At 64.3% G+C, this 13125-nt stretch carries 10 protein-coding genes and 1 pseudogene; 8 read left to right on the top strand and 3 right to left on the bottom strand.

Features of this window, described 5'->3' with window-relative positions; genetic code table 11:
* Positions 1–642 precede the first annotated feature (642 nt).
* The 5 genes and pseudogenes from HHL10_RS23565 to HHL10_RS23545 all read left to right on the top strand — a co-directional run.
* Positions 643–792: pseudogene (locus tag HHL10_RS23565) on the top strand (formaldehyde-activating enzyme); the annotation flags it as partial.
* A 22-nt stretch (positions 793–814) separates the two neighbouring features.
* Entirely contained in the window at positions 815–2158 is a 1344-nt protein-coding gene (gene pabB, locus HHL10_RS23560; protein ID WP_169162847.1) for an aminodeoxychorismate synthase component I, read from the top strand.
* A 40-nt stretch (positions 2159–2198) separates the two neighbouring features.
* Positions 2199–2375: a hypothetical protein gene (locus HHL10_RS23555; protein WP_169162846.1), complete on the top strand. Its 177-nt coding sequence runs from the start codon at positions 2199–2201 to the stop codon at positions 2373–2375.
* 240 nt (positions 2376–2615) lie between these two features.
* Complete coding sequence (locus HHL10_RS23550) at positions 2616–6104, top strand: pyruvate carboxylase (protein WP_169162845.1); 3489 nt, start codon at positions 2616–2618, stop codon at positions 6102–6104.
* A 352-nt stretch (positions 6105–6456) separates the two neighbouring features.
* Positions 6457–8061, top strand: coding sequence for a BCCT family transporter (locus tag HHL10_RS23545; RefSeq protein WP_235971754.1), 1605 nt, complete (start codon positions 6457–6459; stop codon positions 8059–8061).
* A 458-nt stretch (positions 8062–8519) separates the two neighbouring features.
* Here the strand turns inward: HHL10_RS23545 and HHL10_RS23540 are convergent, their stop codons facing one another.
* A complete protein-coding gene (locus HHL10_RS23540) occupies positions 8520–8747 on the bottom strand; it encodes an SWIB/MDM2 domain-containing protein (protein WP_375138976.1) in 228 nt (75 codons plus the stop codon).
* Here HHL10_RS23540 and HHL10_RS23535 point away from each other — a divergent pair.
* A complete protein-coding gene (locus HHL10_RS23535) occupies positions 8746–9000 on the top strand; it encodes a hypothetical protein (RefSeq protein WP_169162795.1) in 255 nt (84 codons plus the stop codon). The two genes, HHL10_RS23540 and HHL10_RS23535, sit on opposite strands and share 2 nt — an antisense overlap.
* Here the strand turns inward: HHL10_RS23535 and HHL10_RS23530 are convergent.
* On the bottom strand, positions 8968–9747 hold the full coding sequence (locus HHL10_RS23530) for an endonuclease/exonuclease/phosphatase family protein (RefSeq protein WP_169162843.1): 780 nt from the start codon (positions 9745–9747) through the stop codon (positions 8968–8970). The genes HHL10_RS23535 and HHL10_RS23530 overlap by 33 nt on opposite strands.
* A gap of 275 nt (positions 9748–10022) precedes the next feature.
* Here HHL10_RS23530 and HHL10_RS23525 point away from each other — a divergent pair, with 275 nt between their 5' ends.
* Positions 10023–10274 carry a hypothetical protein gene (locus HHL10_RS23525; RefSeq protein ID WP_169162842.1) on the top strand — a complete coding sequence of 84 codons (252 nt, stop codon included), beginning with the start codon at positions 10023–10025 and terminating at the stop codon, positions 10272–10274.
* Between the two features lie 281 nt (positions 10275–10555).
* On the opposite strand, the gene HHL10_RS23520 is transcribed toward HHL10_RS23525, so the two are convergent.
* Positions 10556–10753: a hypothetical protein gene (locus HHL10_RS23520; protein WP_169162841.1), complete on the bottom strand. Its 198-nt coding sequence runs from the start codon at positions 10751–10753 to the stop codon at positions 10556–10558.
* 494 nt (positions 10754–11247) lie between these two features.
* Here HHL10_RS23520 and HHL10_RS23515 point away from each other — a divergent pair, with 494 nt between their 5' ends.
* Complete coding sequence (locus HHL10_RS23515; RefSeq protein ID WP_169162840.1) at positions 11248–12804, top strand: helix-turn-helix domain-containing protein; 1557 nt, start codon at positions 11248–11250, stop codon at positions 12802–12804.
* Positions 12805–13125: the final 321 nt, after the last annotated feature.

Here is a 13125-nt window from a genome sequence, read left to right as displayed (position 1 = left end):
GGCCGTGGCCAGGCCGTGGCCGCCGCCGCCGATGATCACCACGTCGTAGCCGGGCTGCAGCTGGGCCCGGCGCCATGCCGGCTCCCAGGTCTTGTGGTGGCGCAGGCCATGCTTGAACAGGCTCCACACCGAGTACTTTTGGCCTTGCACCGTTTGTCTCCACAAAGGATTCCGATGTGGAGATTTTTCGATGCCAGGCCGTTCGGCGATTGTTGGCCTGCGACCCGTACTTGTCGGATCACGACAAGCCGGCGAGCCTGCGCCAGTGGGTGTTGGATGGATATGAAGAGACCCGGTTGGCATTGAGACCCGGGCCTCAAGAAACGACCGACGAGGAGTCAGGCGCCGACGGTCAGCACCCGACGATGTTGACGGCAAGCGCACCTTGCTCGGACAAGCGAGCCGATAGAGGTCCGCATGAAAGCCGTGTCCGCAAGGACGACGGCCCTGACTTGTCCGGTTCCGACATGTGCTTGCCTGTTCACGCCCGGCCTATTCAACGCCGAGAGCTGCGCATGCATACTTGTTTTCAAGGACGGCCATGGGCGTTTTTAGGCCAGCCTGCTGTCTCCAAAGGCCGACGAGAGGGTTCTGTACGGGCCTCTTCAATCGGTTGAGGTAGGCAACAAATCATCAACCGGCGATCAGCAGCTCGACAAGAAGAACATGTACCGCACCAACTACGAGGCCACCAAGCTGGCGATCCGCCGCGCGCTCAACAACGAGCCCAGCGTGGAGGAGCTCATCGCCAACCGCCACACCATCAAGCACGACATGGACGACTGGAGCTGAGCCGCGCCGGTACTGCAATACCATGGTCCACGCCCCTTTTGCCTTGCTGGACGACTGCGGCGCCACGCCGGAACGGCCATCGAGCCGGTTGTACCGCGGGTTCGTGCGCGAGCACCGCTGCACCGATCCGGCGACGCTGGATACGGTCATGGCTGCCGCTGAAAGCGACATGGCCGCGGGGCTGCACGCCGTCGTGCTCGCGGACTACGAGTGGGGTGTCAAGCTGCAGCGTCCAAGCCAAGCGGACACGGATCGCAACCAGGGTGCGTCCCTGAGGCTGCTGATGTTTTCGGAGCTGGCGTTCCTGTCCAGGGCGCAGGCCGATCAATGGCTGGCAGACGCGGTGGGCGCGGAATCGGCAGGGCATGCCGGTGTGGCTTCATGGCGCGAGAGCCTTGGCGGCGCGGAATTCGAGCGTGCCATAGGCGCCATTCACCAGGCGATTCGCGAGGGACAGACCTATCAGGTCAACTTCACGTACCGGATGTTCGGCCAGGCCGTCGGCACGCCGGCGGCGATTTACCAGCGGCTCAGGTCCCGGCAACCGGTGAGCTATGGCGCTTTCCTGGCGTTGCCCGCAGGTGGTGACATCGAGTTCGTGTTGTCCTGTTCGCCGGAGCTGTTCCTGCGTCATGCAGCGGGAGTGCTCACCGCGTGCCCGATGAAGGGAACCGCACCACGGTGCTCGAATGCCGATGAGGATCGTGAAATGGCACGGTGGCTGGCGCGGGACGTGAAGAACCGTGCCGAGAACCTGATGATCGTCGACCTACTGCGCAACGACATGGGCCGTATCGCAGTGCCGGGAACCGTGCGCGTGCCTGCGCTGTTCAGCGTCGAGTCCCATGCCTCGGTTTTCCAGATGACGTCCACCGTGCAGGCGGCACTCCGCTCTGAGATTTCCTTTGCCGACGTGCTTCGAGCCACGTTTCCGTGCGGCTCGATCACCGGGGCCCCGAAGCTCCAGACGATGAAGTTGATTTCTGAGCTGGAATCGACGCCTCGCGGGCTCTACACCGGCAGCATCGGCTGGCTGGACCGACCCCATGAAGGGCGCCATTGCGGGGACTTTTGCCTGTCGGTCGCCATCCGGACGATGACCTTGGGTCCGGAAGCCAATGGACTGAGAGCCGCAAGTTTGGGTGTGGGCGCCGGCATCGTGCTCGACAGCGAGGCTGATGCGGAACTGGCGGAATGCAGGCTCAAGGCAAGATTTGCCGCGGCGCTGTCGCCTTGCCTTGAATCCTCCGGCGCGAATGTCGCTGGCTTGGCTGACAGGAGCTGGCCGGCAGAGCTTGCTCAGGAATGCAAAGCAAGCTGTGCGGAAGACGAGACGTTCCGCCAGGCACGGATGTTTTCCGGGTAGGGCCGGATGTGGACGGCCATGGAGACGAAGGGAGACACCGATGACGGAGACCAGCGGCGTACCGGTGGAATACCAACGCGCCTTTGACGATCTGGAGCGCAGGGCTGCCATGGGTGAGGTGACGCTTGTACAGGCCCGGCAGGAAATCTTTGCGTTGCGCGAGAAGTTCTCTTGTGGACTGCCGATGGCGGTGCACTGGCGGCCTCTGATGTCTTGAGAAGAAAACAGATCGCGTGGCCCTGGGCCCTGGACGATGACCGGCGACACGCGATACCGCTTGCATGCGGCAGTGGATGAATCACCCCAGCGAGCGGGCCGCATTGGGCCGGCTGTCGTTCACGCCCCATGAGCTGCTGTTGCCATGCCGCCGTACGCGGTGTGGAGCAGCCGTTTCCTGCATTGCAAGACGCGATGCGGGCTGCATTTCTCAATAGACCCTCACGCCGAGGCCAATGCAATGAACCATGCTCCCATCAGCTCCCTGCTCGTCGCGAACCGATCCGAGATCGCCATCCGCGTCATGCGCGCGGCCTCCGAAATGCGCATGCGCACGGTGGCGATCTACTCGCAGCAGGATCGGCATGCGCTGCACCGCTTCAAGGCGGACGAGAGCTACCTCGTCGGCGAGGGCAAGAAGCCGCTGGCGGCATACCTCGACGGCGCGGACATCCTGCGCGTGGCACGCCAGACCGGCGTGGACGCCATCCACCCGGGTTACGGCTTCCTGTCGGAGAACCCGGACTTTGCCGAGGCCGTGATCGCCGCGGGCATCCGCTGGGTCGGCCCGTCGCCCGAGGTCATGCGCACGCTGGGCAACAAGGTGGCGGCGCGCCATGCGGCCGTGGCCGCCGGCGTGGCCGTGATGCCGGCCACGCCGCCGCTGCCGCACGACCTGGCCGAGTGCCAGCGGCTGGCGGAAGGCATCGGCTATCCGGTGATGCTCAAGGCCAGCTGGGGCGGCGGTGGCCGTGGCATGCGCGTGATCGAGAGCGCTGCCGACATGCCCGCGGCGCTGGAGGCGGCGCGGCGCGAGGCGCTGGGGGCCTTCGGCAACGACGAGGTGTACTTCGAGAAGCTCATCCGCCGCGCACGCCACGTCGAGGTGCAGATCCTGGGCGACCTGCACGGCAACCTCGTGCACCTGCACGAACGCGACTGCACCGCCCAGCGCCGCAATCAGAAAGTGGTGGAGCGGGCGCCCGCGCCGTACCTGGACCCCGCGCAGCGCGCGGCCTTGTGCGACAGCGCGCTGCGGCTGATGCGCTCGGTGGGCTACACGCACGCGGGCACGGTCGAGTTCCTGATGGATGCCGACAGCGGCCAGTGCTACTTCATCGAGGTCAATCCGCGCATCCAGGTCGAGCACACGGTGACGGAGATGATCACCGGCGTGGACATCGTCAAGGCCCAGATCCGCGTCAGCGAGGGCGCGCACATCGGGCTGCCCGAGGGCGACGCCCGCCCCGGCGCCGGCGTGCCGGCACAGGAGCGCATCCCGCTCAACGGCCATGCGCTGCAGTGCCGCGTCACCACCGAGGACCCCGAGAACGGCTTCCTGCCCGACTACGGGCGCCTGGCGGCCTACCGCAGCGCCTCGGGCTTCGGCATCCGGCTCGATGCGGGCACGGCCTACGGCGGCGCCGTGATCACGCCCTACTACGACTCGCTGCTGGTCAAGGTCACGGCCTGGGCGCCCACCGCTGCCGAGACCACGCAGCGCATGGACCGGGCGCTGCGCGAGTTCCGCATCCGCGGCGTGTCCACCAACCTGCAGTTCCTGGAGAACCTGATCAACCACCCGGCCTTCGTCGCCGGCGAGATCACCACGCGCTTCATCGAGAACACGCCCGAGCTGCTGGCCTTCACCGCGCGGCGTGACCGCGCCACCAAGCTGCTGGGCTTCCTGGGCGAGATCGCCGTGCACGGCAACCCGGAGGTGCGCGGCCGCACGCTGCCGGCGCTGCCGCTGCCCAAGCCGGTGCTGCCGCGCATCGATACCAGCACTGCGGCGCCCAAAGGCACACGCCAGTTGCTGCAGGAACTTGGGCCGCAGGAGTTCGCGCGCTGGATGCTGCACCAGAAGCAGGTGCTCATGACCGACACGACGCTGCGCGACGCGCACCAGTCGCTGCTGGCCACGCGCATGCGCACGGCCGACATGCTGCCCATCGCGCCGTACTACGCGCGCGCGCTGCCGCAGCTTTTCTCGCTGGAGTGCTGGGGCGGCGCGACCTTCGACGTGGCGCTGCGCTTCCTCAAGGAAGACCCATGGGAGCGGCTGGCGCAGCTGCGCAGCCGCGTGCCCAACCTGCTGTTCCAGATGCTGCTGCGCGGCTCCAATGCCGTGGGCTACACCAACTACGCCGACAACGTGGTGCGGCACTTCGTGCAGCAGGCCGCCGTCGGCGGCATCGATGTGTTCCGCGTCTTCGACTCGCTCAACTGGGTCGAGAACATGCGCGTGGCCATCGACGCGGTGCTGGAAACCGACGCGCTGTGCGAGGGCACCGTCTGCTACACCGCGGACCTCTTCGACACCTCCCGGCCCAAGTACGGCCTGAAGTACTACGTGGACATCGCGCGGCAGCTGCAGCGCGCGGGCGTGCACATCCTGGCCATCAAGGACATGGCCGGCGTGTGCCGCCCGCGCGCAGCCAAGGCGCTGGTCAAGGCGCTCAAGGAGGAAACGGGGCTGCCCATCCACTTCCACACCCACGACACCAGCGGCGCAGCGGCGGCCTCGGTGCTGGCCGCCATCGAAGCCGGCTGCGATGCGGTGGACGGCGCGCTGGACTCGATGAGCGGGCTGACCTCGCAGCCCAACCTCTCGGCCATCGCCGCGGCGCTGGCCGGCACGGATCGTGACCCGGGGCTGGACGCGCAGGCGCTGCATGCGGCCTCGACCTACTTCGAGGGCGTGCGCCGCTTCTATGCGCCCTTCGAGTCCGAGATCCGCTCGGGCACGGCGGACGTCTACCGCCACGAGATGCCCGGTGGCCAGTACACCAACCTGCGCGAGCAGGCGCGCTCGCTGGGCCTGGCGCACCGCTGGACGGAGGTGTCGCAAGCCTATGCGGACGTGAACCGGCTTTTCGGCGACATCGTCAAGGTCACGCCCTCGTCCAAGGTCGTGGGCGACATGGCGCTGATGATGGTGGCCAGCGATCTCACATCGGTGGACGTGCTGGACCCGGCGCGCGAGATCGCGTTTCCGGAATCGGTGGTGCAGCTCTTCAAGGGCGAGCTGGGCTTCCCGCCGGACGGCTTTCCGCAAGCGCTCACGCGCAAGGTGCTGCGCTTGGCAGAAGAGGAGCCTGTGCCCGCGGCCTACCGCCCCGGTGACCTGCTGGTACCGGTGGACCTAGCGGCCGCGCGCGCCAAGGCCGAGCAGGAGTGCGGCCAGCCGCTGGACGAGCGCCAGCTCTCCTCCTACCTGATGTACCCCAAGCAGATGCGCGAGCTGTGTGAGCACCAGCGCCGCTTTGGCGACACCTCGCAGCTGCCCACGCCGGTGTTCTTCTATGGCCCGCAACTGCAGCAGGAAATCACCGTCGAAATCGACCCCGGCAAGACGCTGCTGGTGGCGTTGCAGTCGGTCAGCCCGGATGGTGAGGCGGCGCAGAAGGTGCAATTCGAGCTCAACGGCCAGCCGCGCACGGTGCGGGTGCACAGCGCTGGTGTGGCGGGCAGCGCGCAGGCGCGGCCACTGGCAGACCCCTCAAACCCTCTGCATGTCGCGGCGCCCATGCCCGGTGCGGTGGTCAACGTCGCCGTGGCCGTGGGGCAGCGGGTGAGTGCGGGCAGCACGCTGCTGGCGCTGGAGGCTATGAAGATGGAGACCCATGTGCTGGCCGAGCGCGATGGTGAAGTTGAGCGGGTCCTGGTCAAGCCGGGCGAACGCGTGCAGGCCAAGGAGCTGTTGATCGAGTTGCGGCCGTTGGCATAAAGGGCCCGGTCTTCACACACGCGATCGTCCGGCAGGCGCTGCGGTCACGGCGGCAGCCAGTTACTCGTTGCCGCCGTCTCCGCAGCGCTTTGTTACTTCAGGGGGAAGTGTGGTGTCGCCTCCGGTCGTTTTTGAGCAATTGGATGTCGTGCACGGTACGCACGCTCCAATGGGATGCTCCTCTAATGCACCTGCTGTCCCTTCCCGTCAATGACAGGTGAATGGGAGCATTTTTGGCAGTCATTTTGACAAAGGTCGGTGAATGCCAATGAAAACGACGCGCCTTCCTGGTTTCTTGTGAAAGATTAAGGCTGGGCAGGTCCATGCAAACGGAATGTATCTAGGAGACAACATGGACGCAAAGGTGTCGGCAAGAATAAAAATACCGCCTTCTCAGAGCAACACGACGGCCTCTGACATGAATATGCGGATACTGGGCCTGGACGTGCATCGCATCGTGTGCCCTGTCGCTCTGGTCTTGATGGCGGCTCTGGTGGGCTATTCAGTTTCCGATCCCGTCAATGCTGGATTGTTTCTGAATAAGGCAAAAGACTGGACCATCAATAACTACGACTGGTTCTACATCATATCCGGGAATGCTTTTGTCTTATTCTGTTTTCTGCTGGTATTGACCCCGGCAGGCAACGTGCGGATCGGCCGCGGAGAAACAAAGCCGGAGTACGGCACCATTTCCTACTTCTCGATGCTGTTTGCCGCGGGCATGGGCGTCGGTCTCTTGTTCTGGGGCGTGGCCGAACCGCTGGCCTATTACTCTGGCTGGAACAAGACGCCGCTCAATGTCCCCAAGGACACGCCTGAAGCCGTGCATGCGGCGATGGGTGCGACCCTGTTCCACTGGGGACTGCATCCCTGGGCCGTTTACTGCATCGTCGCGCTGGTCATCGGGTACTTTGCCTACAACAAGGGACTCCAGAACTCGCTGAGGTCGGGCCTCCAGCCGCTCATCGGTGCCGCGCACAAGGGCTGGATCGGGCATACGGTGGACATCTTCACCATTCTCCTGACCACCTTTGGCTTGGCGACCTCGCTGGGTCTGGGAGCGATGCAGGCGGCGGCCGGGATGCATTACGTGTTCGGTACGCCCAACTCCTTCGCGATGCAGGCAGGTTTCATTGTTTTTGTTTCCGCGTTGTCCGCAATCACCGTTGGGGCGGGCATGCATGCCGGCATCAAGCTGCTCAGCAACATCAACATGGCTTTCGCCCTCGGGTTGCTGGTTTTCGTGATATTGGGCGCGGGGGTGGTCAGCTTTGTGGCCGGGCTGGGCTCGACCACGGCGGATTACGCCAAGTATTTCATTCCGTTGGCGAACTGGGTCAACCGCAATGACCCGGAATGGTTTCGTGGCTGGACGGTTTTCTACTGGGCTTGGTGGGCAAGCTGGGCGCCGTTCGTTGGAATGTTCATTGCCAGCATTTCACGCGGACGTACCGTGCGGCAAATCGTGACGTCCGTCATGATTGCTCCCACCCTGGTGGCCTTGATCTGGATGACGGCGTTCGGCGGCACGGCCATTCACCAGGCGGAAACCGGCATTGGCCAACTGGCCGGAGGTATCCAGGACGTCACGCTGACTCTGTTCTGGTTTCTCGAAGCGCTGCCCATGGCACAGCTCACTTCCTTTCTGGCCGTGATCCTGTTGGCCATATTCATGGTGACGTCTGTCAATTCCGGGTGCCTGGTGGTGGATACCCTCGCCTCGGGCGGAAAGGAGGACACCAGCGGATTTCAGAAAGTTGTCTGGGCCGGAGTTGTCGGGGTGGTGACGTTGGTTCTGTTCATCGTCGGGGGAGACGATGCGCTGAAGGCGGCTCAGGCAGGTGCCATTGCACTGGGCTTGCCCTTCATGGCGCTCATGTTCGTGCTGATGCTGGGGCTGTTCAAAGCGCTCATTGGTGAGCACCAGCGGCATCAGCATCTCTGTAGTCAGCGCTGACACCGAGAAAAAGCGGCCTGCTTCAGCAGGCCTTTTCTCGTTTCAGGTTGACAACATACACGCAAGACCCCGCAACTCTCCAGCTTTGCCCGTTCCTGCCCGGGTTTTTGAAGGCTGTCGATTGCCGCTCTTCTATTGAAGGAAGATAAAGAGAATCAGTAGGTGGTGTGGATGTTCACGGTTGGTTTGGGTAGTGGAGAAGTGAAGGATCGTGGACTGGGCTTTGTAATCGCGTATGTTGTCTCTAAGGTTGTTTTCGCAACCTCCCCGTGGGCGAAGCTGCGGAACCGCCTGATCAGCAGTCTTTGCACGCCTGCCGCAAGCTTGATGCAGGGCTTGCCGCAACGAAAAAGCCCCGCTGAGCGGGGCCTTGGCATCATGGAACAGGAGTGCTGCCGCTTGCGGCGCAGGCAAAGGTCAGGAGCAGCTTGGGCTCTGCATTTGCAGCAGCGTTCGCATCAGGACATATGTTTGCTGACCAGTCCCGTCATCTCGAACATCGTCACCTCGTCCTTGCCCATGACGGCCTTCAGGGTGGCGTCGCACAGGATGTTGCGCTTGTTCGCCGGGTTCTGCAGATTGCGCTGCTTGATGTAGTCCCAGAGGCGCTTGGTGGCTTCGGTGCGGGGCAGCGGCTCGGCCCCGACGATGGCGGCCAGTTCAGGGCTGGGCTTCAAGGCCTTCATGAAGGCGCTGCTCTTCTGGGCGTTGGTCTCTGCCAAGTGGAATCCTTGTGAACAAAACAGGGTGCAAAGCATACCGCTGTTGACGCAACCCGGCGAAGCGCGGACAAGAAACAAAGTATCGCTTCAATGCAGCGGTGCCGTGGAAGCCTCGATCGCCCAAGCTCGCAGCCTCAGGCTCATCGGGGTCATCATTGCTTTCTCCATGATGCACGGTGAATTTTCAAGGATGGGGCAGACGCGGTTGCCCGTTTGACGCACGCCGCCATGCCAACTCAACCAGAATGCCGCCGCGCTCACTGAGCCGCTGGCCGTCGATGGTTGCGGGCCAAGCCTCGATCTGGCTTGACAGTCCATCCATGTCCGAAGAAAAGCACACATGGTCCACGCCGGCACGGTCGCCTGGTTGTGCCAGCGTCCTGCGCAGCGCGTCGCTCGTGAGGCATGCCATACCCGCGTCCGCGAGCCCCTGCAGGATGCTGTGCCTGGGATCAGCGGCTCCATACCGCGCCGCCTCGTCAAGGTTGGTGTTGAAGTCGCCGGCCACGCACATCGCGTGATCAGGCAGGTTCTGGCGCAATCGCAGCCATTCGGCACGCTGGCGCTGCACCGCTTCGTGATGACGTTGCCACGACAAGGCCTGGCGTTGCACCACGCCGCCATGCGCGTGCGAAATGACGGTGCCATACACCAGCAGCGGCAAATCCATCCCAGGCACTTCAAGCCGCGCCGCCACGGTCGACACCGGGTCCTCAGTGGCTATCTGGGACAGCGGGTACCTTGACCACAGGACGACCCGATGCTCGCCGGTATGGTGGAAATCGGAGTTGCATGAGGAACTGACCACGTGGCCGCCCGGCGGCACGTTGGCATCATGGGCCTCGGTCAGGACCCAGACATCCGCGTTGTATTGCCGAAGCAATTCAAGCTGCCGCGCAATGCGGGTGCGATGGAATGCGCCGGAGCGTCCCAGGTTCCAGGTGCCGATCCGTACTGAACTCAAGTTTCCCTCCTTCACCACTGGCCGACCGCGGCATTGCCATGCCACCGCTGCCGTACCGGCAACAAGACAGCGCGTGCACCCGACGAATCGATGATCCGCGACCCAGGCCCACTAGCAACGCGTGAGCCTGCACTGAGGGTCAATTTTCAGGAGCCCGGACGTCACGGCTGCGGATCGAGCCGGTGCAGGAGTTCAGGCACCAATCCGCATCTGGCGTGTCAAGGCACGAGCGGAGATGATTCGGGAACACGCAGCACGGTTGGGAAGGATGCGACATGAGCCATAGCCCCGTGAAAATGATGCTCGACGTGGCTTTCGGGCGGCACCAGACCGGCACGCGCGCGGGCGCCCCGGACACCGTTGTCCTGCATGGCGTCGCCGAGGCCGCAGTGGCATGGTGGATGGCGCACAGGCCCAGCGACTGGTCGCTGGAGCAGCACCTGGCTGATCCAGCGGTCAATTGCAAGAGCGACCAAGAGCGCCAGCTTGCCTACAGCGTCGCTCAGTGGCTTTCCACCAAGAAGTAGGCGGCCTCTCAGAGCAACGCTCTGAAGTTCTCCTTGGGGTGCAGTCCGACAGTTCCGGGCGCACCGTGGCGCTTTCAACCGCAGCCGCCTCGGTCAGATCCGGTTTCGTTGCAACTGCACGCTTGCTCCAATACGGTTCAGTTAAAACCCGTTTGCTCCGTTGGGATGACAAAACCGTGCGTGCGCGCCGAGAGGCTCGGCGGCCGCTGCCTGGTCGTTCCGCGGGCCGGAAGGGCTTAACTGAACCGTATTGACACTTGCCCAGTAGCTTCAGCCGGTGCTCAATGCGACCGGGCAGCCCACTGCATCACGAGTGCGACCTCGGCACCATAACGCTCGCGCAGCGCGAAGATCTCGTGCCGGACTTGCCGCAATGTCAGTTCGCCACGACCCGCCCGTTTTTCCAGGTCGGCCATGGCAGACACGTATTCGGCAGGCGGTCCTTCGGAAGTAGGGCAAAAAATCGAGGTGCTTTCCATGGTGAGCGTCCTGAGGGAGTGTGATGCCGCAAAGGCGCTCATCCAACCGTCGGGCCGATGAACGCCTCAGCTATCGGTGTGCTGCATGGCTGCAATTGTCATTCGTCAAGCTTTCCCGGTGAAGCCGGAAACCACGTACGTCCAAACCCTTCCCTTGCGGGCGCACGTTGTCACTTTCCAGTGCGGGTTAACCCGGAGGGCAAAGACAAGCCGGCGATGGACAGGAAGACGCAGAGCTGGCGTTGCGGGTGGCACAAGGCCTGTTCCGGTTCGGTCAGCGACGGTTTCCTGGAAATGGCACGCTTGCCTCAGAGGCCCGGCCTGATGGGCAGGCGCAAGAGAATGCAGCAGGCGTTCACGGCGGTTTCCAGCCACATTGGGTACATTGGAAAAACCTCGGTACGGCACGCGCTCGACAAAGGGCGCGCTTTCTTGTTTGCAACGTTGAGAGGGCAGTGTGACAGCCTGCCTGTGAAAACTTGAGGGAGCATCATTTGGCAAAGCCTGATTGGCAATCGAAGCGCCGTGACGGCGACCGCGGCCGCAACCATGTCCGCAACTACCGCGAGCCGGTGCGGGACAACGCCGTCTTGCTCGCGGTATCGGGCAAGCGGCCCAATGGGGTTCGGCGAGAAGACACAAAGGCCCAGGTGGCCAAGCAAGGTGTGAACGGCGCCCTGCGTGCTGCAAATCTGCGGCTCCTGCTGGAAAAGGCGCCCGTGCGTGAAGTGTTGGCCCTGGTGGCTGAAGTGCCCCTGGAGCGTCTTGAAGCCATATCCCAGGGCACCCTTTGCCCCGACGAGACGGCCTTCCATATCGAAAGAACCTTGAAATTGCCCGGAAAGTGGCTGGACGGGCTCAACAATGCGGTCCCTGAGCGCACGCTGGAGTTGTTGAAACATCCCGACCAGGCGGGACTGCAGGATGACGAGGAATCGGGTGAGGGCGCAGTGGCGTCGCTGTCCGCGGTGGCCTCCGTTGCTTCCCGAGCGGCGTCACGCCCGGTGCGGGTTCCGGCTCGCGATGCCGATGCCCAGCAGGCCCCCGGGGCCGATGCAGCGGCGCCGGCCCGCCTGGCGCCTTCCCGTACGGCCACTGCTGAAGCGCAATTGCCCTTGTCGATGGCGGTGCCCCGCCCGTACTCCGGCCCGAAAGAGAACTTCTCCATGGCCTCTCCTGAACTGCGCAAGCAGAACCTGAGCATCCTGCTCCACGGCAAGGGCGCCAAGAGCGCGCTGGCCCGCGTCCTGCAGGTCAAGCCGCCATACGTGTCGGCCATGCTCAGCGGCCGCAAGGTCCTGGACCAAGAGCTCTGCGGTGACATGGCTCGCGCGCTGGGCTTGCCGAACGACTGGTTCGAAGCCGCCCGCAGTACCCGGGACATTCCTGCAGCCACGCTCCAACGCCTCGCACCCTTGCCACGAGATGCGGCAACAGACGCCAACGCCGCTTCAGCCGGCGAGGCGGCTGAAGCGGGGTCCGCGCCCTCGGATGCCGGCGGCACAAGCTCCGAAGGCGCTACGGATGCGGACACGGATGAATCGGCCGGGTCCCTGGCTGGTGCTGCCGAAGGCCAAGACGCTGCCCTCGGCACCGGCTCCAAGGCTGTCCCAGCCACGGGAATGGCACAGCGCCGCCGAGGGGCATCCCGGCGCGGCAGCGAGCCCGGCGGCAAGCCCGCCGACCCGGTCAGCGAATCCTCGAGCGCCCACACCACCACCCCGGTGCAGGCGGAGCTGCTGGCGCCGGTCGAGCCTGAAGCCCAGCCAACGGCGCCACTGGCTGCGCCTGCCCGGCCGGCCGAAGTCGTTGCCTGTGCGGCACCGGCCTCGGACACGGCACCGGTTGAAGCTTCGGTTTCCCCGGGCGTTCATTCGCCCGTCCCGCGATCCCTCAGCTTTACCCCGGTGTTGTCGCAATCCCTGGTGATTGAAGGCGGCCTGGCGCCCATCGCGGAAGCGCTCATCAAGACGCTGGTGCTCAAGGCCAAGCAAGGCGACCTTTCCGAGGACAAGGCCTTCGAGTTGCTGGGGGCGGTGCGCTTGCTCTGAGCAAAGGGCAGCTTCACCCAAGCGCAAAGACCGGTGCCCCTGTGCCGGGCGCGGCCCGCGCTTTGCGCTGGATTACAAGCGGGCAAGGCGCGCACCGCGTCGGGACCTTGCAGGGCAAACCCAAGGTCTTGCAGCGGGGCAGCGGCGCCAGGCGTCATGTTGCAGTCCATCAAGTCGACGGCGGTAGCCGCAAATACCGCTTCCAGTGCAAGGGTGCCGCGCCCGCCCGAGCACGCGGCTCGCACGCCGGCGCAAACGGGCGCTGGCCCGGATCGAGGAAGAGGGCCCGCAGCCCTGCCGTCTGGCGCGACGACAATACGA

This window comes from Azohydromonas caseinilytica, assembly GCF_012927045.1.
In the GTDB taxonomy this organism is placed as follows: domain Bacteria; phylum Pseudomonadota; class Gammaproteobacteria; order Burkholderiales; family Burkholderiaceae_C; genus Azohydromonas; species Azohydromonas caseinilytica.
The sequence above is the reverse complement of the archived record's forward strand: the minus strand, read 5'-3'. Positions and strand labels throughout refer to the sequence as shown.

Coding starts and splice junctions, on each gene's coding strand:
- pabB (WP_169162847.1), top strand. CDS start 815: ATGGTCCACGCCCCTTTTGCCTTGCTGGACGACTGCGGCGCCACGCCG.
- HHL10_RS23555 (WP_169162846.1), top strand. CDS start 2,199: ATGACGGAGACCAGCGGCGTACCGGTGGAATACCAACGCGCCTTTGAC.
- HHL10_RS23550 (WP_169162845.1), top strand. CDS start 2,616: ATGAACCATGCTCCCATCAGCTCCCTGCTCGTCGCGAACCGATCCGAG.
- HHL10_RS23545 (WP_235971754.1), top strand. CDS start 6,457: ATGGACGCAAAGGTGTCGGCAAGAATAAAAATACCGCCTTCTCAGAGC.
- HHL10_RS23535 (WP_169162795.1), top strand. CDS start 8,746: ATGAAGGCGCTGCTCTTCTGGGCGTTGGTCTCTGCCAAGTGGAATCCT.
- HHL10_RS23540 (WP_375138976.1), bottom strand. CDS start 8,747: ATGAAGGCCTTGAAGCCCAGCCCTGAACTGGCCGCCATCGTCGGGGCC.
- HHL10_RS23525 (WP_169162842.1), top strand. CDS start 10,023: ATGAGCCATAGCCCCGTGAAAATGATGCTCGACGTGGCTTTCGGGCGG.
- HHL10_RS23520 (WP_169162841.1), bottom strand. CDS start 10,753: ATGGAAAGCACCTCGATTTTTTGCCCTACTTCCGAAGGACCGCCTGCC.